Genomic DNA, 26,191 nt, shown 5'->3' with positions numbered 1-26,191 from the left:
GCGCGCAATTTAAGCCGCCAGCGGCGACCAAGCAAGCGCTTGGGCAGAAGATAGTTTCAAGTGTTTACAAACCAAGCGCTTGCTTGGTAGCCTCCAGACACTTCTGTCGCAGATCGCTGAGTCGGAGATAAAAATGCCAAATACCGTGCGTATCGGATGCGCCAGCGCCTTCTGGGGTGATACATCGACCGCCGCCGCGCAACTGGTGGCCGGCGGGCGTCTGGATTATCTGGTGTTCGATTATCTGGCCGAGATTACGATGTCGATCATGGCCGGCGCGCGCATGAAAGACCCAGAGGCCGGCTACGCCAGCGATTTCATCGAAGTGCTGACACCGCTGCTGCCGCAATTGGCCGAGCAGCACATCCGCGTCATCAGCAACGCCGGCGGGGTCAATCCACAGGCCTGCGCCGCCGCCCTGCAAGCCGCGTGTGATCGCGCCGGCGTCGCGTTGAAAATCGCTGTGCTGCTTGGCGATGACCTGCAGCCTCAACTGCGCCAGCTCAGCGGTATCACTGAAATGTTCACGGGCGCCCCACTGCCGCCGCTGTGCGTGTCGACCAATGCTTACCTCGGCGCACCGGGCATCGTCGAAGCGCTGAAGCTCGGCGCCGATATCGTCATTACCGGCCGGGTAGTCGACAGCGCCGTGGTCAGCGCGGCGCTGGTGCATGAATTCGGCTGGTCATGGCATGACTACGACAAACTCGCCCAGGCCGCACTGGCCGGGCACATCATCGAATGCGGCGCGCAATGCACCGGCGGCAACTTCACCGATTGGCGCGACGTGCCGGATTACGAACACATCGGTTTTCCGATCGTCGAGGTCAGCGCCGACAGCCAGTTCATCGTCAGCAAACCCGAAGGCAGCGGCGGCCTGATCACACCGCTGACCGTCGGCGAGCAGATGCTGTATGAAATCGGCGATCCACAGGCTTATTTATTGCCCGACGTGATCTGTGATTTCACTCAGGTCGAACTCCAGCAACACGGCAGAAACGCCGTTCATGTCCATGGCGCCAAAGGCCTGCCGCCCAGCGATCAATACAAGGTCAGCGCGACTTACCCGGACGGTTTTCGTTGCACCGCCAGTTGCCTGATCGCCGGCATCGATGCGGTCGACAAGGCGCGGCGCGTCAGTCAGGCGATCATCGACAAAACCGCAGAAATGTTCAGCCAGCGCGGCTGGGCGCCCTACAGCGAAACCCATGTCGAATTGCTTGGCAGCGAGGCCACCTACGGCCCGCACGGTCAGCGTCAGGACAGCCGCGAAGTGGTGATCAAACTCGCCGTGCGCCATCCCGATAAAAAAGCCCTGGTCGTGTTTTCCAAAGAAATCGCTCAGGCCGCGACCGGCATGGCGCCTGGGTTGACCGGCATCGTCGGCGGTCGTCCGACGGTGTACCCGCTGATCCGCCTGTTTTCGTTTCTGATCGATAAAAGCGTCTGCACGCTGCACGTCGATATGGCTGGCAAACGTCATCCGTGCAGCCTGCCCGCGCCCGCCGTAGCGCAAAACCCGACCTCAGCCCTGCCCCATCAACCGCCCGAACCGCAGGGCCGCGCCGATGCTTCTGTGCCACTGGTAAAACTCGCCGTGGCGCGTTCCGGCGACAAAGGCAATCACAGCAACATCGGCGTCATGCCGCGCAAACCCGAATATCTACCGTGGATCGCCGCAGCGCTGACGCCAGCGGTGGTCGCAGACTGGATGAGCCATGTGCTCGACCCGGACAACGGCAGGGTCGAGTGCTGGTATCTGCCCGGCACCCACAGCCTAAACTTTCTGCTGGAAAACGCCCTCGGCGGCGGCGGTGTCGCCAGTCTGCGCATCGATCCGCAAGGCAAGGCTTTCGCCCAGCAATTGCTGGAAATCCCGATTGCGGTGCCGCAGAGCATCGCCGAACAACTCGACTAGAGGTTGAGCTCCATGGCGTACGCATCGATTTTCCAGGCCGGGCTGTTCAGCGGCCAGAGCATTATCGTCACCGGTGGCGGCAGCGGCATCGGCCGCTGTACCGCGCATGAACTGGCGGCGCTCGGGGCCAACGTGCTGCTGGTCGGGCGCAAGCCTGAAAAGCTCGAACGCGTCGCCGCCGAAATCGCCGACGACGGTGGACGCGCGCACTGGCAGGCCTGCGATATCCGCGATGAAGAAGCGGTAAAACTGCTGGTCAGTGAGCTGATCGCCGCACACGGGCCGATCCACGGTCTGGTCAATAACGCCGGCGGCCAGTATCCGTCGCCGCTGGCTTCGATCAATCAGAAAGGTTTCGAGACCGTGCTGCGGACCAATCTGGTCGGCGGATTTCTGATGGCCCGGGAAGTGTTCAACCAGTCGATGAGCAAACACGGCGGCAACATCGTCAACATGCTCGCCGACATGTGGGGCGGCATGCCCGGCATGGGCCACTCTGGCGCCGCGCGCTCGGGCATGGACAACTTCACCAAAACCGCGGCCATCGAGTGGGGTTACGCCGGGGTGCGGGTCAATGCGGTAGCGCCGGGCTGGATCGCTTCCAGCGGCATGGACACTTATCAGGGCGCGTTCAAAGCGGTGATTCCGACCCTGCGTGAGCATGTGCCGCTCAAGCGCATCGGCACCGAATCGGAAGTCAGCGCGGCGATCGTGTTCCTGCTCAGCCCGGCAGCGGCGTTCATCAGCGGCAGCACCTTGAAAATCGACGGCGCGGCCAGCCTCGGCAGTCGCGCATGGCCGCTGCATAAGGCGACGCACAGCGAGTCGTTCAACGGATTTCATCGGGCGTACTTGCCTGACGTGCTCAAGGACAAGGAATAAGCCATGGCGCAGATCCACTCGCAACTCGACCCGCACAGCGAAGCCTTCGCACGTAACCGTACGGCGATGCTCGCCGCCATCGAACACGTGCAGCAACTGGAACAGAACCTGCTGAACAAGGCTGCCGAAGCCAAGGCGAAGTTCGATCAGCGCGGACAACTGTTGCCGCGCGAACGCCTGAACCTGTTGCTCGATCCCGGCGCGCCGTTTCTGGAACTGGCGAGTCTGGCCGGTTACAAACTGCACGATGACAAGGACGGCAGCGCAGCCGGTGGCGGCTTGATTGCGGGCATCGGTTACGTCTGCGGCATTCGCGCGATGGTGGTGGCCAACAACAGCGCCATCAAGGGCGGAACGATCTCGCCCAGCGGCCTGAAAAAATCCCTGCGCCTGCAACAGATCGCCCTGGAAAACAAACTGCCGATGATCACCCTCGCCGAAAGCGGCGGCGCCAACCTCAATTACGCCGCGGAAATTTTCGTCGAAGGCGCGCGCAGCTTTGCCAATCAGGCGCGGCTGTCGGCGCTGGGCCTGCCACAGATTACCGTGGTGCACGGCTCGGCCACCGCGGGCGGCGCGTATCAGCCCGGTTTGTCGGATTATGTGGTGGTGGTGCGCGGCAAGGCCAAGCTGTTTCTTGCCGGGCCGCCGCTGCTCAAGGCGGCCACCGGTGAAGTCGCCACTGACGAAGAACTCGGCGGCGCCGAGATGCACGCGCAGGTCGCCGGGACCGCCGAGTACCTGGCCGAAAACGACGCAGATGGCGTGCGCCAGGTGCGCGATATCCTGCGCATGCTGCCGTGGAACGAACAACTGCCGTGGCGGCCGGAGCCGCAATACAAAGAACCGCTCTATCCCATCGACGAATTGCTCGGGCTGATCCCGGACGATCCGAAAAAGCCCTACGACGTGCGCGAAATCATCGCGCGCATCGCCGATGAATCGAACTTCGTCGAGTTCAAGGGCGAATACGATCAGCAGACCCTGTGTGGCCATTTGAAGATTCAGGGCCGCGCCTGCGGTTTCATCGGCAATAACGGCCCGATCACCCCGAACGGTGCGAGCAAAGCGGCGCAGTTCATCCAGTTATGCGATCAGAGCCAGATCCCGCTGCTGTTTTTCCACAACACCACAGGCTTCATGGTCGGCACCGAATCGGAACAGCAAGGCGTAATCAAACACGGCTCGAAACTGATTCAAGCGGTGGCCAATGCGCGGGTGCCTAAATTGACGCTGGTGGTCGGTGGCTCCTACGGTGCCGGTAACTATGCGATGTGCGGTCGCGGGCTCGATCCACGCTTCATTTTCGCCTGGCCGAACAGCCGCACCGCAGTGATGGGCGGCGCGCAGGCCGGCAAGGTGCTGCGTATCGTCACCGAGGCCAAACAGCTGAAAGACGGCCTGGTGCCGGACCCGAAAATGCTCGACATGCTCGAACAGGTCACCGCGCAGAAACTCGACAGCCAGTCCACGGCGCTCTACGGCAGCGCCAACCTGTGGGACGACGGGCTGATCGACCCGCGCGACACGCGCACCCTGCTCGGCTATCTGCTGGACATCTGCCACGAAGCCGACCTTCGTACACTGCAACCCAACAGCTTCGGCGTCAGCCGCTTCTGACCGTCACGGATCTTACGGAGAACAATAACAATGATCTTCACCCCGGAACACGAAGCGCTGCGGCGTACCGTCCGCCAGTTCGTCGACCATCAGATCAACCCGCACGTCGACGAATGGGAAAAGGCCGGACGCTTTCCGATCCACGAGATTTTCCGTCAGGCCGGCGAGCTGGGTTTGCTGGGGATTTCCAAACCGGAAAAATTTGGCGGCATGGGCCTCGACTACAGCTATTCGATCGTCGCCGCCGAGGAGTTCGGCACCATTCATTGCGGCGGCATTCCGATGTCGATCGGCGTGCAGACCGACATGTGCACCCCGGCGCTGGCCCGCTTCGGCTCCGATGAACTGCGCGAAGAATTCCTGCGCCCGGCGATCAGCGGTGAGCAGGTCGGCTGCATCGGCGTCTCCGAAGTCGGCGCTGGGTCCGACGTGGCCGGGCTTAAGACCACGGCGCGCAAGGACGGTGATGACTATGTGATCAACGGCAGCAAGATGTGGATCACCAACTCACCCAGCGCCGATTTCATCTGCCTGCTGGCCAACACGTCCGATGACAAGCCGCACATCAACAAGTCGCTGATCATGGTGCCGATGAACACCCCCGGCATCAGTCTGAGCTCGCATCTGGACAAGCTCGGCATGCGCAGCTCGGAAACCGCTCAGGTGTTTTTCGACAACGTACGCGTGCCGCAGCGCAACCGCATCGGCCACGAAGGCGCCGGTTTCATGATGCAGATGCTGCAGTTTCAGGAAGAACGCCTGTTCGGCGCGGCGAACATGATCAAAGGCCTGGAGTATTGCGTCGACAGCACCATCGAATACTGCAAGGAGCGCAAGACCTTCGGCAATGCGCTGATCGACAATCAGGTGATTCACTTCCGCCTCGCCGAATTGCAAACCGAAATCGAGTGCCTGCGCGCGCTGGTCTATCAGGCCACCGAGCAGTACATCAAAGGTCAGGACGTCACCCGGTTGGCATCGATGGCCAAGCTCAAGGCCGGTCGGCTGGGCCGAGAGGTCAGCGACAGCTGCCTGCAATATTGGGGCGGCATGGGCTTCATGTGGGACAACCCGGTGGCCCGCGCCTATCGCGATGTGCGGCTGGTATCGATCGGCGGCGGTGCGGATGAAATCATGCTGGGGATCATCTGCAAGCTGATGGGCATCCTGCCGGGGAAAAAGAAATGAGCCACCTGCCCGAGTGCCAGACGCTGCTGCTGGAACTGCATGGCGGCGTGCTGCATGTCACGCTCAACCGGCCGGACAGCCGCAATGCGATGAGCCTGCAGATGGTCAGCGAGTTGCGCGCGGTATTCGCTGCTGTTGCTGACGAGCGCGATATCCGCGCACTGGTGCTCAGCGGCGCCGGCGGGCATTTCTGCGCCGGTGGCGACATCAAGGACATGGCCAGCGCGCGTGCTCAGGGTGGCGAGGCTTATCGCGAGCTGAACCGGGCCTTCGGCGCCTTGCTTGAAGAGGCGCAACACACGCCGCAGGTGTTGATCAGCGTGTTGCAAGGCGCAGTGCTGGGTGGTGGATTCGGGCTGGCCTGTGTCAGCGATGTCGCGATTGCCGACCATCAGGCGCAGTTCGGTCTGCCGGAAACCAGTCTCGGCGTGATTCCGGCGCAGATCGCACCGTTTGTGGTGCAGCGCATCGGCCTCACAGAAACCCGCCGTCTGGCGCTGACCGCAGCGCGTTTCGATGGCGATCAGGCTCGGCAACTGGGGCTGGTGCATTTTGTCGAGCGCGATGCCCAAGCGTTGGCCGAACGGCTGGATGAGGTGCTGCAGCAAGTGCTGCGTTGCGCGCCGCAGGCGAATGCCATGACCAAGCAATTGCTGCTGGCCAGTGCTGGGCAGCCGTCGAGTGAATTGCTTGATCAGGCCGCGCAGTGGTTCAGCGAGGCGGTGACGGGCGAAGAAGGCGTCGAGGGCACCCTGGCATTCATGCAAAAGCGCAAACCGCGGTGGGCTATCTAAAAAGCATCGCTGGCAAGCCAGCTCCCACAGGGAATTTGCGTCGTTAACAAAACCTGTGGGAGCTGGCTTGCCAGCGATGAGGCCAGCTCATGCAACGCAACTTCCGAGGAAACAGCCCATGCCCACCCTCCAGAAAATCCTCATCGCCAACCGCGGTGAAATCGCCTGCCGCATCCAGCGCACCGCCCAGGCTCTCGGCTACCGCACCGTCGCCGTCTACAGCGATGCCGACGCCGATGCGCTGCACGTAAAAATGGCTGATCAAGCCGTAAACATTGGCCCGGCCCCGGTACAGCAGTCCTACCTGAACATCCCGGCGATCCTCGACGCCGCGCATCGCAGCGGTGCCGACGCGGTCCATCCCGGCTATGGTTTTCTCTCGGAAAACGCCGAATTCGCCCGCGCCTGCGAACAGGCCGGGCTGACCTTCATTGGCCCCAGCGCCGAAGCCATCGAACTGATGGGCAGCAAACGCCTGTCGAAGCTCGCCATGCTCGACGCCGGCGTGCCGTGCATTGCCGGCTATCAGGGCGCTGCGCAAGACGACGCGACCTTGTTGCGCGAAGCCGAGCGTATCGGCTACCCGTTGATGATCAAGGCCAGTGCCGGCGGTGGCGGGCGCGGCATGCGCCTGGTGCACAGTGCGGCTGAGCTGCCGGCGCAATTGCGCACCGCGCGCTCGGAAGCGTTGAACGGTTTTGGCAGCGACGAATTGATACTTGAACAGGCCGTGGTCGAACCCCGGCATGTCGAAGTGCAGGTGTTCGGCGACCATCACGGCAATCTGATCTACCTTGGCGAGCGCGACTGTTCGATCCAGCGACGCCATCAGAAAGTCATCGAAGAAGCGCCCTGCCCGATCATGACCACCGAGTTGCGCCAAGCCATGGGTGAAGCGGCGTTGAAGGCCGGCCGCGCGGTGAATTATGTCGGCGCCGGCACCGTGGAATTTCTGCTCGATGCACGAGGGCAGTTCTACTTTCTGGAAATGAACACGCGCCTGCAGGTCGAACACCCGGTCACCGAATTGATCACCGGTGTCGATCTTGTGGCGTGGCAATTACAGATTGCCGAGGGCCAGCCGCTGCCGCTGACTCAGGATCAGGTGCAACTCAATGGGCATGCCATGGAGGTGCGGTTGTACGCCGAAGATCCGACGCAGGGTTTTCTTCCGCAGACCGGGCGTATCGAAGCCTGGGAGCCGGCGCTGAGCCATGGTGTGCGGATCGATCACGGCTTGCTCGAAGGGCAAGCGGTCAGCCCGTTCTATGACCCGCTGCTGGGCAAACTGATCGCCCATGGAACCACCCGGGAAGAGGCGCGGCGCAAGCTATTGCGCGCGGTGCAGGACACTGTGTTGATGGGCATACAAAGCAATCAGCGCCTGCTCGCCAGCCTGTTGCAGCATGAGCAATTTATCAGCGGCCAGTTCAGTACCGCGTTCATTGCCCAACACTTCAGCGATCATCCAAGCCTGCATCGCTACGTGCCCAGCGCCGAGGAATTGGCGATCGCCGCGCTGCTGTTCTATCAAAGCAGCGCACGCCACCACCGAGCGCCACTGAGCGGCTGGCGCAACAACGCCAGCGTGCCGCTGACTTACCGGCTCGGTGTCGATGAGCAGAACTGGACGCTGCAGTTGCAAGCGCAAGGGGCAAACACATTTCAGGTCACCGCCGGTGAACGCACGATCGACCTGCGACTCATTGACCTCGAAGCGCATTCGCTGACAGTGGCCGTCAATGGCGTGCGCCAGCGCCACGCCTGTCGATTGGCAGACGAGCAGATATGGCTGTTCACCCACCCCGGCAGTCTGCGGCTGGAGGATCGAACTCATGCCGTGATCGACAGTCAGACCAGCGTCAGCTCCGGCACCCTGAAAGCGCCGATGGACGGCGCCATCGTCGACGTCCTGGTCAGCGAAGGCAGCCCGGTCAGCAAAGGTCAGTTGCTGGTAGTGCTGGAGGCAATGAAAATGGAGCACCCGCTCAAGGCCGGCATCGACGGCGTACTCAAGCGGGTGCAGGTCAAGGTTGGCGATCAGGTAAAAAATCGTCAGGTTCTGTTGCAGGTCGAGTAGTCGCCCACACACCGATGCGGGTTTTGACTACGCTCTGAGATATCAGAACGCGAAAATCAGGAACCCTGCGATGCCCCACTGGCTGGTCATAGATCTGGAAGCCACCACCGACGAGGGTGGCTGGCCGGTCACCGAAATGGAAATTATCGAGATTGGCGCCACCCTGGTCGATCGCGCCGGACGCGAGCAGGATCACTTCCAGCGCTTCGTCAAACCGACGCGGCGGCCCTTGCTCACCCCGTTTTGCCGGGAACTGACGCACATCACCCAGGCCAATATCGATGCCGCGCAACCGCTGCATGAGGTCTGGCCGGCCTTCGAGCGCTGGCTGGCACAGCACCAGTCGCGCCTCGAGGGGTGGGTCAGCTGGGGCGATTACGATCGCAAGCAGTTGTTGCAGGAGTGGCAGCGCCTGCACATCGACAGTGGCCTCAGCCGGGTGCCGCACATGAACCTCAAACAACGCTTCGCCAAGGCCCGCCGCCTCGAGCGGCCACTGGGCCTCAACGGTGCGCTGCAACTGGCCGGCCTGCAGTTCAGCGGCCAGCAGCATCGGGCGCTGGAGGATGCGCGCAACACGGCGCGGTTATTGCCACTGGTGTTGCCGCTTTAGAGACGTGACGGGGCTACAAGCCTTGGGCATACTGGCCGGCCCCTTTTCAGCCCATTTCGAGGAACCGCCCATGTTTAAAGTCAACGAGTACTTCGACGGCACCGTCAAGTCGATCGCTTTCGGCACCGCTGAAGGTCCGGCGACCATCGGCGTCATGGCCCCGGGCGAATACGAATTCGGCACCAGCCAGCGTGAAATCATGCACGTTGTGTCGGGCGCCCTGACCGTCAAGCTGCCCGACAGCAGCGACTGGGAAACCTTCGCCGCCGGCAGCCAGTTCAATGTACCGGCCAACAGCAAGTTCCAGCTGAAGGTCGCGGTCGACACTGCCTACCTGTGTGAATACCGCGGCTGATACGGCGGTTTTATCCAGCACAAAAAAAGCCCGCGTGCAACGACGCGGGCTTTTTTTATGCCTGCAAACTTATTTATTCGAGAATTTCCACCGGCATCCCGACTTCGAGTCGACCGTTTCTGTCATTGACCAGGTTCTGCCCGAACATTGCGCCATCGGCTGTGGCCCGATGTTTTTGCAGGGTGGCGAACGGTTCGCGGTCGGCACTGCGCTCGCCGGTTTGCGGGTCGACGGTCGTCATGATGCAGCGTGAGCACGGCTTGACCACGCGAAACTCGATATCGCCGATACGAATACGCTTCCAGCCATCCTCGGCATAAGCCGCGCTGCCTTCGATCACCAGATTCGGCCGGAAACGCAGCATCTCCAGCGAACGCCCGACCTTGCCGGAAAGGTCCTGCAGCGAAGCGTCGCCAATCAATAGCAACGGATAGCCGTCGGCGAAGGCGACTTGATCGTCATCGTGGCCGAAACCCGATTGTGTCGTGCGTGCTCGATCCAGCGGCATCTGCACCAGGCGTGTCGGCTTGCCAAGGAACTCGCTGACCCAGCGCGCCGCCTCGTCGCCGGCATCCGGCACGCGCAAGGTATCGCGCCAGATGGTCACGCCGCGCAGCTCGGCATCATCCGCCGGCAAGGGAATATCGATGGAGCCTTGCCCGGACGTCGCGAGTGTCAGGCCGCCGTCGGCATTCCACAGCGCCGACAGCTGACTCATCCGTGCTTCGGCACGCTGAGTCAGGAAGCGCCCGCTGGCCTCGTCTACCAGCATCCAGCGTCGATCACCCGTCAGCCCCAGCTTGTCCAGCTCGGCGCTTTGCAGCACTTCGCCCTTGCCGGATTTCAACGGGTAACGATAAAGCGCGCTCAGACGCAGCATGGCCAGCTCCTTGTGATTGAAGCGCCACCCTATATGAGCCGCGTCGCGGAATCAAAGTGTGGGAGCGAACCTGCTCGCCAAAGCGCTGTTCGATCCAAACCACGCACCGCACGTGGATTCCCGATCGCGACCTGCCCGCTCCTGATGCTGTCAGGCCGGGACTTCGTCGAGCATCAGACGCTGGCGCACCACGTCGACCAGTTTGTCCGGCTGGAATTTGGAAAGGAAGTTGTCGCAGCCGACCTTCTTCACCATCGAATCGTTGAAGCTGCCCGACAACGAGGTGTGCAGCACCACATACAGGCCGCGCAAACGCGGGTCGTTGCGAATTTCGGTGGTCAGACGGTAGCCGTCCATTTCCGGCATTTCCGCATCGGTGAAGATCATCAGCAACTTGTCGGTCATGTGCACGCCGGTATCGGCCCAGGCCTTGAGCATGTTCAGTGCTTTGAGGCCGTCGCTGGCAATGTGCATTTTCACCCCGAGCTGGCCGAGGGTGTCACGCAGCTGCGAGAGCGCCACATTGGAGTCGTCGACCAGCAGCACTTCACGGCCACGGGCGCGCTCCAGCACCGGATCGTCGAGTTTGTCGCGCGAGACCTTGGCGTTGTACGGGACGATTTCGGCGAGGACTTTTTCCACGTCGATGATTTCCACCAGTTGATCGTCGACCTTGCTGATGGCCGTCAGATAATGCTGGCGACCGGCGCTGGTCGGCGGCGGCAGAATGGCTTCCCAGTTCATGTTGACGATGCGATCGACGCCGCCCACCAGGAAGGCCTGCACCGAACGGTTGTATTCAGTGACGATGATGGTGCTGTTCGGCCCTGGCACCAAGGGGCGCATGCCGATTGCCTGGGACAGGTCGATCACCGGCAAGGTTTGCCCGCGCAGGTTGACCACACCGCAAACGAACGGGTGACGCTGCGGCATCAGGGTCAGCTTCGGCAGTTGCAGCACTTCCTGAACCTTGAACACGTTGATCGCAAACAACTGCCGCCCGGCCAGTCGAAACATGAGAATTTCCAGGCGATTCTCACCCACCAGTTGCGTGCGTTGGTCTACCGTGTCGAGAATGCCGGCCATCAATGACTCCTGGGCTTGTTCTGATGAATTCACTTATGTGAGGTTATCGGCTGCAAATGGCGCTTCTTGATTGTCATGACTGACCTGTAAAAAATGCCCTGAACAGCCATTGATGTCACATTAACATCATGCTTTACTGGCGCAGTGATTTTCATCTGCTACTTTTATCTGCGGCGCGACCTCGGTTTGCGTCATAGGTTCCCGCACCTAAGGGATTCCCCTAGGGACAATCAGGCCCAACCTGATATTCGCAATATCCAATAGCCATTAATGTGACGCCATTCTCATTGCATGAACGGAGTCAGGCTATTGTGTGCGATCGCAGTTCAGTGGCAACAAACCCTCTGGAAACTCTCAGTCTGTGCACGTGCACGGCCGGACGCGATCTGCCGACGATTCATGATCGTCGCTACACACGGCATTCGTTCATCAGACATGACGTTGTGGAGATAAGCATGCCAATCGACCGCAAAGACTGGGTAAAACGCTTCCCCGAATTTCTTGTCGAGGCTGAAACACTGCTGGCCAAGTCCGAGGAATGCCTGAGCCATCTGCAACTGATCAGCAATGACAGGGACGCCATTGAATGCATGCTCAGTACCCTGCTCAAGCTTGCTCGCCGGGCGGAGGCCCTGGCGCTGGAGTCGATCAGCGAATTTTCCCTGCACATCCACAGCCTGCTTGACCTCAATCATGCTCGTGTCGATCTTCATGATCAGGCGCTGCAAGCGTTGCAGGATTGCTTCACGCTCATGGCCTGGCAGCTCGAGCTGGTCGATCAGAAGACTGGCCAATTGAGCCTGGATGAAAGCGAGCAGGCTTCGCTGATCGAAGCGCTGGCGTTTCAGGTCGGTCAAAGCCCGATTCAGTCGCCGCTGGCAAGCAAACGTTTGCCGCAACTGCCTTACTCGGGCCAGGCCTGACTCATCGCCGTGGCGCGGATGGCCTTGGCGGACGCACGTCTCGAATGTCGTAATTGAATAGTCCATACCTGCCAGCGACAAAACGATATAAATAATCAGCATTGATCACCCGCCCTTTTTCCTGCCGGCCTCAGGGTTTGCCTGTGTACCAGGGAGCACAACCTGGGGCATCGCCGGTCTTCACTTCACACCCTCAAAACCGACTTTCGTGCTCATGGAACTGGCGTGCAAACCCATGTATTTCCTGACTGAATGGACATATATAGCAAGCGCGACCATCGGTATCTTAAGTGGTATTATGTCGCCCGTTAGTTGTCCTCAAGTTAATGGCACGGTGCTTTCATTCAGGCGTTATCTGCTGAAGTTCGCAAACATCCGGGGCTCCCGACCATGTTGAAACCATTGCCATATTTGACAGTATTTTCAGACAGAGACCCGCCAGGCTCCGGCCGGTCTGCCCGCAGCGAACATTCATTGGCTCCATCCGCTATGTACGCCAGCCTCAAGTCAATTACCCAATGGCCCCCTTCGCGGGAGAATGCGCGTCGGTTCACGCTGATATTGTCAGTCGCGGCCGCACTGGGCAGTTTGATGACCTATGGTTTTTCAACTTCCTTCAGTTTGGGTCTGCTGCTACTGCAAATCGCGGCGACTGCCTGTGTCTGGGTGCAATATCGGCTGTCGCGCAAATCAATCAAGTTTCAGCCGCAGGAACTCGCCGACCGTCTGCTGCAAGTCCAGGAAAACGAACGCCATCGCCTCAGCCGCGAACTGCACGACGATATCGGCCAGTTGCTGACGGCGGCGAAACTGCAGAGTGAGTGGCTCAAGCGTCGCCTGCCCCTCGACTCGCAGGAACAATGCTCGGTGTTATGCGACACCCTCGAAGAAACCCTGAACAAGGTGCGCGACGTTTCGGCCATTCTCAATCCGCGCCAGTTGACCAGTCTGGGACTCGAGGCCAGCCTGCGTGCGCATCTGCTCAAGACCCTGGCTAACACCAGCGTGCAATGGAGCCTCGATTGTCAGCAGCGCCTCAATGGCATTCCAGAAGAGATGGCCGTCGCCGCCTTTCGCATCACCCAGGAAGCGGTGACCAATATGCTTCGTCATGCACAGGCGAAAAATCTGGTGGTACGCTTGCAGCGCCTGCCCGAGGGTCTGACATTATTGATCAGTGATGACGGCGCGGGATTTGCGCCGGCGACCGATCCGGGTCGCGAAGGACAACGCGGCATGGCCGGGATGGCCGAACGAATCGAGCAACTGGGTGGCACCCTGAGCGTCGTCAGCGAGCCGGGCAGAGGCACCCAGATCGAAGCACTTTTCCCGTGGGCGCCGCGCGCACTCGAACGGGCCAGTACGAATAAGGTTATGCGTTGACTTGCAATTTACTTCTGGTGGATGACCACTCGCTGATCAGGGCCGGCGTGCGCGCTCTGGTGCTGGATATTCCCGGTTACGCGGTGATTGGCGAGGCCAATGATGGTTCGCAATTGCTCGAGATGGTCGAGCAACTTAATCCCGATATCATCTTGCTGGATATCTCCATGAAGGAAACCGGGGGGCTGGAAGCACTGCAACGCCTCAAGCGCGTACGACCGCAGAGCAAGGTGCTGATTCTGTCGATGCACACCGATCCGGCGCTGATCATGCAGGCACTCGAATCCGGCGCCTACGGTTACCTGCTCAAGGACACCACCGCCACCGAGCTGGAACACGCCCTGGAAGCCTTGCGCAACAACGAGCGCTACTTGAGCCCGGCCATCGCCCATACCGTGATCAATCAGGCGCTGACCCGCAATCAGAACCAGCAGCCGGATATTGCCGACGCGCACAACCTGACGGCGCGCCAACTGGAAATCCTGCGCCTGATCGTGCGTGGCAAGTCCACCCGCGAGATTGCCAACGGCCTGGGCTTGAGCATCAAAACGGTCGAAACCCACCGCTCCCAGATCATGAAGCGCCTGCAGATCTTCGACGTGGCGGGCCTCGTGCTGTTTGCCGTGCGCGAACAGATCATCAGCCTTGACGACTGATCGCTTCGGTACTGCTCAACAAGGGTGAATGTTCCGGCAAATGCACGCGCAATGCCGCCGGACGCACTTCAAAGCGCAGGCTGTTGCACTCCAGCGGTTCGCCGTCGAGATTCATGCACAGCCCCTCGGCCACCTTGATTTCAACCCAGGGCAAACGGGTTCGCACGAACAGATTATCCAGCCCGAAACCTTCGCTCAGCAGTGATTTCAAAGTCCCCACCAGCTCCTGTGGTGCCGGCAGGATGCTGATATCGAGCAGTCCATCATCGGCCAGCGCCTGCGGGCACAACACATGTCCGCCGCCGGCCTGACGGCCATTGCCAATGCCCAGCGCCAACAGCTCGCCGTTCCAGTGAAAATCCGGCCCCTGCAGTTCGCCATAGGCAGCATGCAACTCGCTGAAGCGCGACAATCCAGTGAATAGATAAGCTGCGCCGCCGAGGACTTTCTTCAAATCTTCAGACGTGTTGGCCGTGACCTGACTGCCGAACCCACCGGTGGCCATGTTGAGAAAAATCTGCCCGCCCACCTCGCCCACGTCAATATCGTGCGGCGGCACATCGAGCAATTCCAATGCTTCGGCAGGCTCCAGCGGCACCCCGGCGGCGCGGGAAAAGTCGTTGGCGGTGCCCAGGGGCAAAAGCACCAGACTGGCCTTGCCCGGATGCGCCGCGAGCGCTTCGGCAATATCGCGCAAGGTGCCATCGCCGCCACCGGCAATGATCGTGGTGTAGCCGTCCGCTAACGCCTGTTCTACCCAGCGCTGTGCATCCCCGGCTTCCCAGGTCAGGCGCACGGCCAGCTCCCAGCCCTGCTTGCGCTTGTCCTCGACGGCAGTGCGAACCGCCTCGTTGAGAGCCTGTTTGCCATGCAGAATCAACAGCGCCCGGCGCTCGTTCATTGCGTTACTCCCCAGAATCGAATCGATTGAAACATCTTGACCACTGCGGCACGCAAAAAAGCCCCGCCCTCCCTAATTAAATCTGCCTTGCGCTGCGGGCGTCCTACACGACGGTACTTTTTCTTACAAAACATGCGGAATCGGCTCAATTGACCCGCTTCGAGCATTGGGTCAACGTGTGCCGGCGGTATCAGTCTTCAAATCCAATACACAAGGACGTGCATGTAATGAGTGGATACACCCACAAAGCTTCGGTCAATTCTGGAGCCCGAATAGCCTGCAAGCGAACATTTGAAACAGCCGGTGGATGCTTCCATGCCAAGCCATGAAGCGCGAATGCCAGTGAGCCCGGTTGGCCCCATCGTTGAAAGTCGCACGAACCACAAGTCCGACTTCAAAAACAGCGCCAGAACGACTGGAGAAGTTGATATGGAACCTCGTGTTACCGAGCTGGAAACCCATCTCAAATATCTTCGACGGGACATGGACGAAATCCGTGGTGATGTCAGAACGATCAAGCACCGGCTAGCCTATTCGGCCGGTGCCATGGCGGTGGTCCTGGGACTGCTGGGCTGGGTCGCCAACAGCCGGTTCGACCAGCTCGTCACCTTGATGAGCAATTGAACCTGTGAGTCATGGCAGGCGCCGCTTGAGTCAGCGGGCGCCTGCCTTTGCAATGGCCAGGTCAGCCCAGCAGATCACTCAACGGAATGAAGCCCACCTCGTCGCCTTCACTCAACGTGCGACCTTCCAGTACTTCAACCAGACCGTCAGCCCACACGGCGCTGCGCAATACCCCGGAGCTCTGGTTGCGGTAAACAGTCGCCCGCCCTTGCTCAAGACGCCCGCGCAGGTATTCGCGCCGATTGCCGGCCACAGGCCAGGCGAAACCCGCGGGTACGCTGAATTTCAGCGGCTCGACTTCACGCACACCCTGACGTCGCAACAGATAGGGCCGGGTCAGCAGCGCAAAGGTCACCAGGGTCGAGGCCGGATTTCCCGGCAAGCCAATGACCGGCACGTTGCGAAAATGACCACAGGTCAGTGGTTTCCCGGGTTTGATTGCCAGCTTCCACAGTGCGAGTTCTCCCTCCTCGCGCAGAGCGATGCCGAGAAAATCTGCTTCGCCCACCGACACGCCACCGGTGGAAAGAATCAGATCGACATCCTGCAACTCACCGAGCCGAGCGCGGGTAGTGGCGAGGTCATCCGGAAGAATGCCGGCATCGATCACCTCGCAGCCAAGCCGTTGCAGCCAACTGCAAAGCAGCACCCGGTTGCTGTTGTAGATCTGCCCCGGCCCAAGCGTCTGACCTGGTTCCACCAGCTCGTCGCCAGTGGAAATCACCGCCACGCGAACCTTGCGCACCACCTTCAGCGCGGCACAGCCCAGCGACGCAGCAAGCCCTTGCTCGATCGGGCCCAGCCGGGTTCCGGCCGGCAGGATCAGCTCACCGATGGTAGTTTCCTGCCCTTGCGGCCGAATGTTCTGCCCGGCCTTCATGGGTTCGAGAAACTGCACTTTGCCGTCGGCCTCGACCGCAGCGTTCTCCTGCATTTCCACGCAGTCGGCGCCCGCCGGTACCGGCGCGCCAGTGAAGATGCGCGCGCACGTGCCAGGCTCCAAAGGTTGCGGGGATTGGCCGGCAAACACTTTTTGACTGACCGGCAGCGGCTGCCCATTCCATTGGCCGAGGTTGAGCGCGTAACCATCCATGGCGGAGTTCGGCCAAGGTGGCAGATCCAGCGTGGAAAACAGATCTTCGCTCAGCACTCTCCCCTGGACCTGCGCCAGCGGCAGATGCTCATGCTCGACGATGGGTGCGGCCTCGGCCATTTCCAGCAAACGTGCCAACGCCACTTCGACCGGCATCAAGGCTCCGGTCTTGCCCGGCTTAGCCACGGGTTTCACACGGCGCCGCCTGCTTCAGATGCGTGACGAAATTGCACGGACGGTGGCGGGCGTCCAGCTGCTCACCGAGAATGCCGTCCCAACCGGTGCGCACCGCATTGGTCGAACCCGGCAGGCAGCACACCAGCGTGCCATTGGCCAGACCGGCCAGCGCGCGTGATTGCACGGTCGAAGTGCCGATATCGGCGACCGAGATCTGCCGGAACAATTCGCCAAAGCCGTCGACCTGTTTGTCGAGCAGGCAGGCCACCGCTTCCGGCGTGCTGTCGCGACCGGTGAAGCCCGTTCCGCCGGTGATCAGCACCACCTGCACGACATCGTCGGCGATCCAGTTGGCGACTTGCGCCCGAATTTTGTAAAGATCATCTTTGAGCAACACGCGTTGCGCCAGGTTATGCCCCGCCGCCGTCAAGCGGTCGACGAAAACCTGGCCGGAAGTGTCGGATTCCAGAGTCCGGGTATCACTGACAGTCAGCACCGCAATATTGAGCGGCACAAAAGGTACATCAGCCTTGGCTTTCATAGGCTCTTCCAGTTGTAGGAGAAACAGCCCGGTGTTATATCACAGCGCCCCCTTTTTTCGCCGCCCCTGTGGAGGGATGCAATGACCGTCAACACCCGACTACCCGCTTGTTCCATCCTGCTATTGGCAGGCGGACGCGGCCAGCGCATGGGCGGCCAGGACAAGGGATTGGTGGAATGGCTGGGCGAGCCGATGATCGCGCATCTGCAGCGCAAGGTCCGTGCAATGACCGACGACCTGATTATTTCCTGCAACCGCAACCGCGAGCGCTACGCGCCGTTTGCCGATCAACTGGTTGCCGACGATGAAGGCGATTTCCCCGGGCCACTGGCCGGGATTCGTGCCGGCCTGAAAGCCGCACACCATTCGCACTTGCTGGTACTGCCCTGCGATGTTCCACGCATCGACACGGCATTGCTGCAGAGCATGCGTGAGACGGCGCAGCTGAATTCTGAAAAACCTTTAATGTTGCGTCATGGCGAACACTGGGAACCGTTGCTTTGCGTGATCCCGCTGAGCCTTTCGGCGGCCTTCGAAGAGGCCTGGAACGCCGGTGAACGCAGCCCAGGCCGGGTGATGCGCAGTCTCGGCGCGACGGCTCTGCAATGCCCGGACAACGACCCGCGCCTGGCCAACCTCAACACCCCCGAACTGTTAAACGCTTACAACACTGTGTCAGACTGACACCATTCAAGGAACTCTCACGCCTTGTATACGTCTCAAGCTCAGTAACCAAAAGAATTCCCATTCGGAGACACACTCATGACTCAACGGACCCTCGCCACTTTCATGCTCGCACTGGGCCTGGCTACCCTCGCCGGTTGCTCCTCGCCTACAGTGATCACCTTGAATGACGGTCGCGAAATCCAGGCCGTCGACACCCCGAAATACGATGACGATTCGGGCTTCTACGAGTTCCAGCAGTTGGACGGCAAAGAGACCCGCATCAACAAGGATCAGGTGCGTACCGTTAAAGAACTGTAAGTTCTGGTCAACCGGATACAAAAAAGCCCGCATTGATTGCGGGCTTTTTCATGGGCGCTCGAAATGTGCCTGCACTCTCACCATTGCAGCTTGATCCGGCTCTCAAACTCGCGCGTTTCTCTGGTCACAGGGTCAATGAATTTCAGCCCCTGCGCCAGCAGCTTCAGCGGGTTGCCGTAGTCATCCTCGACATTTTTCAACACCTGCGGATAAAACGGATCGTTGCAGATGCTCGCGCCCAATGCAGTCATGTGGACGCGCAGTTGATGTTTCTTGCCGGTCACCGGATACAACCCATAGCGCCACAGGTCGCCGTTCCTTTCCCGTACTTCCACTGCCGTTTCGGTATTGCTGACACCGGGACCTTCCTGCATGCGGAAGAACGGCTCGCCGTCGACCAGACGGCTCTTGTGTACCAAGGGAAATTCCAGATCCGGCAGTGCCGGGGCAATCGCTTCATAGCGCTTGTCGATCTGGCGCGTCGGGAACAACGACTGGTAGGCCGAACGGGTCTGCGGATTGGCCGAGAAAATCACCAGCCCTGCAGTATGTCGATCGATACGGTGCAGCGGCACCAGATGAGGGTTGTCCAGACGGCGGATCAAGCGGCGCAGTAACGTTTGCTCAACGTACTCCCCGGCCGGCGTCACCGGCAGGAAGTGCGGTTTGTCCGCAACGACCAGGTGTTCATCGGCATACAGAATCGTCTCGAGCACCGGAATCGGCTTTTCGTCCGGCACTTCGCGAAAGTAATGAATGCGCAAACCTTCCTTGTAAGCCAGGTTCACGTCGATCGGCTGACCATTGCCATCCAGTACACGCCCTCGGGCAATCCGGTCCAGCCATTGCTCACGGCCAATGGCACTGAAATGCTCGCACAGACAATCGAGTACGGTCCGCCATTGACCCGGCGGTAGATAGAGCGTGCTGGCCTGAGCGTGGGCGGCAGAGAATGTTGGATTGGACATATGGAAATTCGGACCCTCAATGCGAAGTCGCATTATCCAGCACTGAGGGAAACCTACCTAGCGCAGAATACTTACGCCGGGATCGACTTGAGCGCTGCGGCCTCGGTGAATTCCTTGAGCCAGCGCAGCACGTCAACCGCCTCCCAGCGACCCGGATCGTACAAGGCATAAAGCAAGCCCTGATAGCCGACCACATCCAGCTGTTTGTGATAACCGGCACGCTGGAACAGCGCCTCGATTTCGGCGAAACAGGTGTTGAAATGCAGCTTGTTGAAAGGCGTCTTGCCCTCCGTGACCAGCCCGTCCAGGCGCAATTCAAGAACCGCCTCGCGCACCACGTCAACCGACATCCGGTTCACGCTGTTCTTCAACTGTTCGACATTGACCACGGTTCATCCCTCTGACGCATTTACTGTATGGGCATACAGTAACCGAACAAACCGCAAAAAGCCAAGGGATGGAACCTGGTGGCGACCGGCGGAAAAGGCAGGGAGTCCGGCTCAACGCAGAAACGCGACAACCTCGTCCGCGCTGAACGGCCAGTCCAGTTCCGCCCCGGTATCGATTCGGCGCAGCACTGGAATTCTCAGGCTGTAAGCCTCGTACAAGGTTTCATCTTCAGCAATATCAATCAGCTCGACCAATAGCCCATGCTCGACAAGAGGCATGAGCTCGGCTTCAGCGACTTCACAGAGATGACACCCGAGAGTGCCGAACAACTGACATTCAGGAGGCATGTGCGCGCAACCGCAAAATGAGTGGGGCTCCATTCTAGGCCTGCGCGCAAAACCCGTCGAGCCAGCACCGCCCAAAGGCTCCAGCGCCGAATCAACGCAACGCTGGCAAAACCCTGACGCACATCAGTTCGCAGAAAAGCCGATTGCGCGATGCTTGCGGTCTTTTTGCTTCTACGCTTGAAAAGCCTGAAGCCGCCGCCGGAGTGTCCAGTGTTCGCCAATCTGTTGATCATCCTCGCCTCGTCCCTCGTGGTGATCGCCCTGTTTCGACGGCTGCGATTGCCGCCAGTGCTGGGCTATCTGTGCGTCGGACTGCTGGTCGGGCCGAGTGCGTTCGATTGGGTCAACGAGAGCGAACACCTGCCGGATGTAGCCGAGTTGGGCGTGGTATTCCTGCTGTTTTCGCTGGGTCTGGAGTTTTCCCTGTCGAAGATGATTGCCCTGCGCCAGGTCGTGTTTCGCCTTGGCAGTCAGCAGGTGCTGATCAGCACCGCGTTGCTCGGGTTGCTGTTGGTGCTGCTGGGCATGCCGGTCACGCCTGCATTGCTGCTCGGCGCCGGGCTTTCGTTGTCGTCGACGGCAATCGTCACCAAAGAGTTGGGCAGCCTCGGCGAAGTGTTCAGCAGCCATGGGCAGAATGCGGTGGGGGTTTTGCTGTTTCAGGATGTCGTGGCGGTGTTGCTGCTGACCCTGATCCCGGTGTTCGCCGGCAGCAGCGAGCAAGCCTGGTACTGGGCGCTGCCGCTGACGCTGGGAAAAACCGTGGTGCTGTTCGTCGGCCTGTTGCTGGCCAGTCGCTGGTTGCTGCCGCGGCTGTTTCACGAAGTCGCGGCCTCGCGCTCGGCAGAGCTGTTTGTGTTGCTGGCGCTGGTGATCGTGCTGTTGACTGCCTGGCTGACCCACCTGCTGGGCCTGTCCCCTGCCCTTGGCGCCTTTCTCGCTGGGATGTTGCTCGGTGAAAGCCATTACCGCCACCAGATCGAGGCGGATATCCGGCCCTTTCGCGACATCCTGCTCGGGGTGTTTTTCGTCAGCATCGGCATGCTGATCGACCTGCAATTGTTTCTCAGCCACAGCCTGTCAATCCTCGGCCTCACCGTCGGGTTGATAGTGATCAAGGGCATCGTGGTGGCCTTGCTGGTGAAATGGCGCGGCAGCGACAGCGAAACCGCTTGGCGCAGCGGTCTGGCGCTGGCCCAGGGCGGCGAGTTCTGCTTCGCACTGATGGCGCAGATGCAACAGAACCGCATGCTGCCCGAGGGCTTGGGCGACCTGCTGCTGGCGGCGACATTCTGCTCGATGCTGCTGACTCCGCTGTTGCTGCGTGCAGCGCCACGCATCGCCGCAGCCCTGCATCGCAAACCCAATCAGGAAGCGCAGATCGAAGAAATCAGCGCGCTCAATGCCGACCTCAACCAACACGTAGTGATTTGCGGCTACGGCCGTGTCGGCCAATCGATCGGGCGGTTCATGAGCAATGCCAGACAACCTTACATCGCCCTGGACAACGACCCGGTGCGCGTACAGGAAGCCACCCATGGCGAAAGTGACGTGCATTATGGCGACTCGGCGCGTGGCGACCTGCTGACCGCCGTCGGCCTGCTACGTGCGCGACTGTTGGTGATCGCCGTGGATCAGAGCGATGTCGCCCTGCGCATCCTCAAGGAAGCCCGGCGGTTGAATGCCCATGTGCCGATTCTGGTGCGCACCCGCGACGACAGCCAGTGGGCCGAACTGAAAGCCGCCGGCGCCACTGAAGTGGTGCCGGAGCTGTTGGAGTCAAGCCTGATGCTCGCCTCTCACGCGTTGATCATGCTCGGATTGCCCGCGCATAAAGTGCAGGAACAAGTCGATCAGGTGCGCATCGACCGCTATCGCCTGCTGCATGGTTTTTATCCCGGTTCCGACGATGCCGAGACTTAATCCTGGCTCACCGCGCCGATCTTGTGCAGCGACAGGTCGGCACCGTAATACTCTTGTTCCTGGCTCAGGCGCAGACCATGCAATGCCTTGATCATGCCGTAGACGACGAAGCCGCCGACCAGCGCCACCGCGACGCCGAGCCCCGTGCCGATCAACTGGCTGATCAGGCTGACACCGCCGATACCGCCGAGCGCGGTCTGGCCGAAAATCCCGCAGGCGATGCCACCCCACACGCCGCACAAGCCGTGCAATGGCCATACACCCAGCACATCGTCGATGCGCCACTTCACCTGAGCGGCGGTAAAGCACCAGACAAACAGTGCGCCGGCGATCGCCCCGGTCAGCAGCGCGCCAACCGGATGCATCAGATCGGAACCGGCACAGACCGCCACCAACCCGGCCAGCGGGCCGTTGTGCAGAAAGCCTGGGTCATTGCGCCCGACGATCAACGCCGCCACTGTGCCGCCAACCATCGCCATCAGCGAGTTGACCGCGACCAAGCCACTGACGCCCTGCAGCGTCTGCGCACTCATCACGTTGAAGCCGAACCAGCCGACAATCAGAATCCACGAGCCCAATGCCAGAAACGGAATGCTCGACGGTGCGAACGCCACCAGACGCCCATCGCGGTAGCGGCCATTGCGCGGACCGAGCAGCAACACGGCCGCCAGCGCCAGCCAGCCACCCATGGCATGCACCACCACGGAACCGGCAAAGTCATGGAACGCGGCGCCGAACTGCGCCGTCAGCCAGGCTTGCAGGCCGTAGTTGCCGTTCCAGATCATGCCTTCGAAGAACGGATAAATGAACGCGACGATCAGCGCCGTGGCGCACAACTGCGGAACGAAACGTGCGCGCTCGGCGATACCGCCGGAAATGATCGCCGGGATCGCCGCAGCAAACGTCAGCAGGAAGAAAAACTTCACCAGTCCGTAACCGTGATCGGCGCTCAGCACCGCTGCCGGTTGCATGAACGTCACACCGTAAGAGATCCAATAGCCTATAAAGAAATAGGCCAACGTGGAGACGGCGAAATCGCTGAGGATCTTCGCCAGCGCGTTGACCTGGTTTTTCTGCCGGACCGTTCCGACCTCCAGAAAGGCGAAACCGGCGTGCATCGCCAGTACCATGACGGCACCGATCAGAATGAACAAGGTATTGGAACTGTGAACCAGCGTGTCCACAGCGCTTTGCAGATTTTCCATAAGCAGGCAGACCTAACGGCAGAAAAGGCACCAAAGCGGTTCATGCGCACAATTCATGCACCAAGTTGCAACCAGACAGGCACCGAATGGGATCTTCAGCGAACTGCTTTGGCGCATCAGGTCGATGTGCTGACACGAACCGCGATCATTCGGAACAAGGTTTCCCGGGGCGTACGCCCGGCATCAGCGCACAATGCCCGGGCGACGCACCACAACACAGCAATTGTCGTACCAGTCATTTCTACTGAACCTTCGCGCAAGGCTCATACTCGAACGCTTCAGACGTCACTACGGAGATCCACCCCATGGCCAGCATCAAGGCAAAGACTGCTCAAGACATCCTGATGAACGACTTCCAGACCCTGGTCGCCGACACCGAGCGTTTGCTCGAGCACACCGCCACCCTGGCCGGTGATCAGGCCGATGAGCTGCGTGCGCAGATCCACGACAGCCTGTTGCGTGCCCGCGAAACCCTGAAACTGACCGAAGACAGTCTGCGCGAACGCGGTCAGGCCGCTGTCACCGCCACCGAAGAATACGTGTCGGCCAACCCATGGCAGTCGGTCGGTATTGCCGCTGGCGTGGGCTTTCTGATTGGCCTGCTGGCCACTCGGCGCTGATCATGTCGATCGGTGAATCCGGCCCGACTGCGGGCACCGCCTCTTCCACGCGACGCCTGGGCGCCGCTGTTCTGGGTCTGCTGCACAGTCATGTCGAGTTGTTCGGCATCGAATTGCAGGAGCAGAAATCCCGCACCGTCAGCCTGTTGCTGTTCGCCGGGCTGGCGCTGGTCTTTGCCCTGTTGCTGCTGGTGGGGTTATCGACGCTGGTGATGATTCTGTTCTGGGATACGTATCGCCTGGCCGCCATCATCGGGCTGTGCGTTTTTTATACCCTGGCCTCGATCTTCTGCGGACTGCGCCTCAAGGCGGCCATCTTCGATGAGTCCTCGCCTTTCCACGGCACGCTCGAAGAGCTGGCCAACGACCGGGAGCGCCTGCTGCCATGAGCCATCCTCAATTGCCGCATAACAGCTCACGCCGAGAAATGCGCAAGGCGCTGATTCGCCTGCGCATGGAAATGCATCGCCAGGAAATCCGCCATGAGGCCGGGCAGGTTCTGCAGCCTTTGCAGCGCGTGCGCGGCATGACGCAGGGTCTGCACAGCGGCTTCGGTATCAAACACGCGCCATTGTGGGGCGTGGCTGCCGTTACGCTGCTGGGCTTTCTCACCGGCAAAGGCGCGAAAAGCGGCGGCGCCGGTGGGGTCAGCCGCTTGATCCGGCTCGGCACCACGCTGGGGCCGCTGATCAAACTGGTCATGCAGAGTTCGGCTAAACGTTGAAGTGATCCATCTGGCTACATTCTTGCACTGACGGCGGGATGAACCTGTTATCCGCAGGTTCAATCCCGCACGCCTGCGCGGCCATCGGGGTTCATCAAAACAAGAACCAAGGAGGCCCCGTGATCGACGGGCAACCGCTCGCCTGCTTTCAACCGTTCATCGATACCGCCACCGGACTGATTGCAGGCGTCGAAGCGCTGGGCCGCCTGCGCCAGGCTGACGGCCAACTGGCTTCGGTCGGTCCGTTGTTCGCCGATCCGCGTACGCCCGCGATTGCCCTGCGCCGCCTCGACAGACAGATCCGTGACAACGCTTTGAGCCGCCTGCACGAAGCGCCATCCGACTGGTTTCTCAGCCTGAACATGTCGCCGCGCTGGATCAGCCGCCTGCGCGCCGGCCAAGCGTTGCCCAGCCTCGGGCAACTGGCACGACACGCGGTCGACCCGCAGCGCATCGTCTTCGAAATCACCGAACTGGGCGGCGATGATCAACGCTTGGCCGAGGTGGTCGCGCGTTATCGCGAGGCTGGTGCCAGAATTGCTATCGACGACTTCGGCGCCGGGTATTCCCAGCTCGATCGGGTGCTGGCATTGCAACCGGACATTCTCAAACTCGACATGCGCCTGTTTCAGGCCGCAGCCTTGGGAGGGCCGAGCAGTGACGTGGTCAAGGCGCTGGCGCAAATGGCCGAGAAGACCGGCTGCTGGATCATTGCCGAAGGTGTCGAAACCGAAGCGCAGCTCAATTTTGCGCTGGAATGCGGGTCGCGCTACGTGCAGGGTTTTCTCTTCGCCCGGGCGCAAGAGGCGTTCTTCCCCACTGATGCGTTTGTGCAGCGGTTCGCCGAACTGCGTCAGCGCTATGTGCGGCAGAAACTCGCCGAGCGCGGGCGGCTGATGCAGATGCGCCAGCAACTGGCCGAACTGATGTCGATCCTGCAAGCCTGGGCGCAGGCCCACGCACCATTGAGCGCGCTGCCACAACTGGACGCCTTCCCGTGGCTGCTGCGCTTTTATCAATGCGATCGCCATGGCACGCAACTGACGCCGAACCTGGAGTGGCGCCAGCATCGCTGGGTCGCCGACAACCGATACCTGGGCCACAACTGGTCGTGGCGCCCGTACTTCTACCATCTGCTCGCCGAAGGCTGGGAGGAACGCCGTTTGACCCTGTCCAGCACTTACCGCGATGCCACCAGCAACCAGTATTGCCTCACCGCCGGGCAGTTTTTCGACAACGGCGAGCGCTTGTTGCTGATCGACATCGACGCTGCCGGCTTGTAGTTCCGCTTGCAGGAGCGTACGCGAACCGGGAAG

General features: G+C 60.6%; 28 protein-coding genes. 19 read left to right on the top strand and 9 right to left on the bottom strand.

The genetic code is table 11. From position 1 onward, the window contains the following. Positions 1-133 precede the first annotated feature (133 nt). The 8 genes from BLU24_RS10300 to ppnP all read left to right on the top strand — a co-directional run bounded on the left by BLU24_RS10300 (position 134) and on the right by ppnP (position 9,450). Positions 134-1,918 carry an acyclic terpene utilization AtuA family protein gene (locus tag BLU24_RS10300; RefSeq protein WP_093099773.1) on the top strand — a complete coding sequence of 595 codons (1,785 nt, stop codon included), beginning with the start codon at positions 134-136 and terminating at the stop codon, positions 1,916-1,918. Positions 1,919-1,930: 12 nt separating this feature from the next. After that, on the top strand, positions 1,931-2,800 hold the full coding sequence (locus tag BLU24_RS10295) for an SDR family oxidoreductase (protein ID WP_093099770.1): 870 nt from the start codon (positions 1,931-1,933) through the stop codon (positions 2,798-2,800). A gap of 3 nt (positions 2,801-2,803) precedes the next feature. Beyond that, entirely contained in the window at positions 2,804-4,420 is a 1,617-nt protein-coding gene (locus BLU24_RS10290) for an acyl-CoA carboxylase subunit beta (protein ID WP_093099767.1), read from the top strand. Between the two features lie 30 nt (positions 4,421-4,450). Next, a complete protein-coding gene (gene atuD / locus BLU24_RS10285; protein ID WP_093099764.1) occupies positions 4,451-5,608 on the top strand; it encodes a citronellyl-CoA dehydrogenase in 1,158 nt (385 codons plus the stop codon). Then, entirely contained in the window at positions 5,605-6,402 is a 798-nt protein-coding gene (locus BLU24_RS10280) for an enoyl-CoA hydratase/isomerase family protein (RefSeq protein ID WP_093099761.1), read from the top strand. The genes atuD and BLU24_RS10280 overlap by 4 nt, the downstream gene beginning before the upstream one ends. A gap of 118 nt (positions 6,403-6,520) precedes the next feature. After that, positions 6,521-8,482, top strand: a complete 1,962-nt coding sequence (locus BLU24_RS10275) for an acetyl/propionyl/methylcrotonyl-CoA carboxylase subunit alpha (protein WP_093099758.1) — start codon at positions 6,521-6,523, stop codon at positions 8,480-8,482. A gap of 70 nt (positions 8,483-8,552) precedes the next feature. Beyond that, positions 8,553-9,095: an exonuclease domain-containing protein gene (locus tag BLU24_RS10270; RefSeq protein WP_093099755.1), complete on the top strand. Its 543-nt coding sequence runs from the start codon at positions 8,553-8,555 to the stop codon at positions 9,093-9,095. A 70-nt stretch (positions 9,096-9,165) separates the two neighbouring features. After that, positions 9,166-9,450 carry a pyrimidine/purine nucleoside phosphorylase gene (gene ppnP / locus BLU24_RS10265; protein WP_007940055.1) on the top strand — a complete coding sequence of 95 codons (285 nt, stop codon included), beginning with the start codon at positions 9,166-9,168 and terminating at the stop codon, positions 9,448-9,450. 73 nt (positions 9,451-9,523) lie between these two features. On the opposite strand, the gene BLU24_RS10260 is transcribed toward ppnP, so the two are convergent. Then, positions 9,524-10,330: an MOSC domain-containing protein gene (locus tag BLU24_RS10260; protein WP_093099752.1), complete on the bottom strand. Its 807-nt coding sequence runs from the start codon at positions 10,328-10,330 to the stop codon at positions 9,524-9,526. A gap of 150 nt (positions 10,331-10,480) precedes the next feature. Next, positions 10,481-11,416: a chemotaxis protein CheV gene (locus BLU24_RS10255; RefSeq protein WP_090284879.1), complete on the bottom strand. Its 936-nt coding sequence runs from the start codon at positions 11,414-11,416 to the stop codon at positions 10,481-10,483. 455 nt (positions 11,417-11,871) lie between these two features. Between BLU24_RS10255 and BLU24_RS10250 the strand changes: the two genes are divergently transcribed. From BLU24_RS10250 to BLU24_RS10240, 3 genes are all read left to right on the top strand, one after another. Continuing rightward, entirely contained in the window at positions 11,872-12,339 is a 468-nt protein-coding gene (locus BLU24_RS10250) for a hypothetical protein (RefSeq protein ID WP_093099749.1), read from the top strand. 489 nt (positions 12,340-12,828) lie between these two features. Beyond that, the gene (locus BLU24_RS10245) at positions 12,829-13,722 is read left to right on the top strand and encodes a sensor histidine kinase (RefSeq protein WP_093099746.1); all 894 of its coding nucleotides are present in this window, start codon (positions 12,829-12,831) and stop codon (positions 13,720-13,722) included. Continuing rightward, a complete protein-coding gene (locus BLU24_RS10240) occupies positions 13,719-14,378 on the top strand; it encodes a response regulator (protein ID WP_090284885.1) in 660 nt (219 codons plus the stop codon). The genes BLU24_RS10245 and BLU24_RS10240 overlap by 4 nt, the downstream gene beginning before the upstream one ends. Here the strand turns inward: BLU24_RS10240 and yegS are convergent. Beyond that, entirely contained in the window at positions 14,362-15,279 is a 918-nt protein-coding gene (gene yegS, locus BLU24_RS10235) for a lipid kinase YegS (RefSeq protein WP_093099744.1), read from the bottom strand. The genes BLU24_RS10240 and yegS overlap by 17 nt on opposite strands. A 315-nt stretch (positions 15,280-15,594) precedes the next feature. On the opposite strand from yegS, the gene BLU24_RS27765 reads away from it, so the two are divergent. Then, positions 15,595-15,903: a hypothetical protein gene (locus BLU24_RS27765; RefSeq protein ID WP_172833256.1), complete on the top strand. Its 309-nt coding sequence runs from the start codon at positions 15,595-15,597 to the stop codon at positions 15,901-15,903. A gap of 61 nt (positions 15,904-15,964) precedes the next feature. Here the strand turns inward: BLU24_RS27765 and BLU24_RS10225 are convergent, their stop codons facing one another. Both BLU24_RS10225 and moaB read right to left on the bottom strand, forming a co-directional pair. Beyond that, positions 15,965-17,191, bottom strand: coding sequence for a molybdopterin molybdotransferase MoeA (locus BLU24_RS10225; RefSeq protein WP_093099742.1), 1,227 nt, complete (start codon positions 17,189-17,191; stop codon positions 15,965-15,967). After that, complete coding sequence (gene moaB, locus BLU24_RS10220) at positions 17,175-17,714, bottom strand: molybdenum cofactor biosynthesis protein B (protein ID WP_093099740.1); 540 nt, start codon at positions 17,712-17,714, stop codon at positions 17,175-17,177. The genes BLU24_RS10225 and moaB overlap by 17 nt, the downstream gene beginning before the upstream one ends. 81 nt (positions 17,715-17,795) lie before the next feature. Here moaB and mobA point away from each other — a divergent pair, with 81 nt between their 5' ends. Beyond that, entirely contained in the window at positions 17,796-18,398 is a 603-nt protein-coding gene (gene mobA, locus BLU24_RS10215; RefSeq protein ID WP_093099738.1) for a molybdenum cofactor guanylyltransferase MobA, read from the top strand. Positions 18,399-18,476: 78 nt separating this feature from the next. Beyond that, positions 18,477-18,698, top strand: a complete 222-nt coding sequence (locus tag BLU24_RS10210; RefSeq protein WP_016770600.1) for a YgdI/YgdR family lipoprotein — start codon at positions 18,477-18,479, stop codon at positions 18,696-18,698. A gap of 77 nt (positions 18,699-18,775) precedes the next feature. On the opposite strand, the gene BLU24_RS10205 is transcribed toward BLU24_RS10210, so the two are convergent. The 3 genes from BLU24_RS10205 to BLU24_RS10195 all read right to left on the bottom strand — a co-directional run bounded on the left by BLU24_RS10205 (position 18,776) and on the right by BLU24_RS10195 (position 20,403). Then, complete coding sequence (locus BLU24_RS10205; protein WP_093099736.1) at positions 18,776-19,666, bottom strand: pseudouridine synthase; 891 nt, start codon at positions 19,664-19,666, stop codon at positions 18,776-18,778. Positions 19,667-19,737: 71 nt separating this feature from the next. Beyond that, the gene (locus BLU24_RS10200; protein ID WP_003226726.1) at positions 19,738-20,055 is read right to left on the bottom strand and encodes a transcriptional regulator; all 318 of its coding nucleotides are present in this window, start codon (positions 20,053-20,055) and stop codon (positions 19,738-19,740) included. A gap of 111 nt (positions 20,056-20,166) precedes the next feature. Beyond that, positions 20,167-20,403: a glutaredoxin family protein gene (locus BLU24_RS10195; protein ID WP_093099733.1), complete on the bottom strand. Its 237-nt coding sequence runs from the start codon at positions 20,401-20,403 to the stop codon at positions 20,167-20,169. Between the two features lie 210 nt (positions 20,404-20,613). On the opposite strand from BLU24_RS10195, the gene BLU24_RS10190 reads away from it, so the two are divergent. After that, on the top strand, positions 20,614-22,326 hold the full coding sequence (locus tag BLU24_RS10190; RefSeq protein WP_093099731.1) for a cation:proton antiporter: 1,713 nt from the start codon (positions 20,614-20,616) through the stop codon (positions 22,324-22,326). Here the strand turns inward: BLU24_RS10190 and BLU24_RS10185 are convergent. Further along, the gene (locus BLU24_RS10185) at positions 22,323-23,531 is read right to left on the bottom strand and encodes an ammonium transporter (RefSeq protein WP_090284901.1); all 1,209 of its coding nucleotides are present in this window, start codon (positions 23,529-23,531) and stop codon (positions 22,323-22,325) included. The genes BLU24_RS10190 and BLU24_RS10185 overlap by 4 nt on opposite strands. 305 nt (positions 23,532-23,836) lie before the next feature. Between BLU24_RS10185 and BLU24_RS10180 the strand changes: the two genes are divergently transcribed. The 4 genes from BLU24_RS10180 to BLU24_RS10165 all read left to right on the top strand — a co-directional run bounded on the left by BLU24_RS10180 (position 23,837) and on the right by BLU24_RS10165 (position 26,158). Continuing rightward, on the top strand, positions 23,837-24,151 hold the full coding sequence (locus BLU24_RS10180) for a DUF883 family protein (protein WP_090284903.1): 315 nt from the start codon (positions 23,837-23,839) through the stop codon (positions 24,149-24,151). Between the two features lie 2 nt (positions 24,152-24,153). Further along, positions 24,154-24,540 carry a phage holin family protein gene (locus BLU24_RS10175; protein ID WP_090284905.1) on the top strand — a complete coding sequence of 129 codons (387 nt, stop codon included), beginning with the start codon at positions 24,154-24,156 and terminating at the stop codon, positions 24,538-24,540. After that, on the top strand, positions 24,537-24,875 hold the full coding sequence (locus BLU24_RS10170) for a hypothetical protein (protein WP_090284907.1): 339 nt from the start codon (positions 24,537-24,539) through the stop codon (positions 24,873-24,875). The genes BLU24_RS10175 and BLU24_RS10170 overlap by 4 nt, the downstream gene beginning before the upstream one ends. Positions 24,876-24,994: 119 nt before the next feature. Next, complete coding sequence (locus tag BLU24_RS10165; protein WP_093099729.1) at positions 24,995-26,158, top strand: EAL domain-containing protein; 1,164 nt, start codon at positions 24,995-24,997, stop codon at positions 26,156-26,158. Positions 26,159-26,191 lie beyond the last annotated feature (33 nt).

Origin of the sequence: Pseudomonas sp. Z003-0.4C(8344-21), assembly GCF_900104975.1 — a bacterium.
In the GTDB taxonomy this organism is placed as follows: domain Bacteria; phylum Pseudomonadota; class Gammaproteobacteria; order Pseudomonadales; family Pseudomonadaceae; genus Aquipseudomonas; species Aquipseudomonas granadensis.
This window is presented reverse-complemented; position numbering and strand designations above follow the sequence as displayed.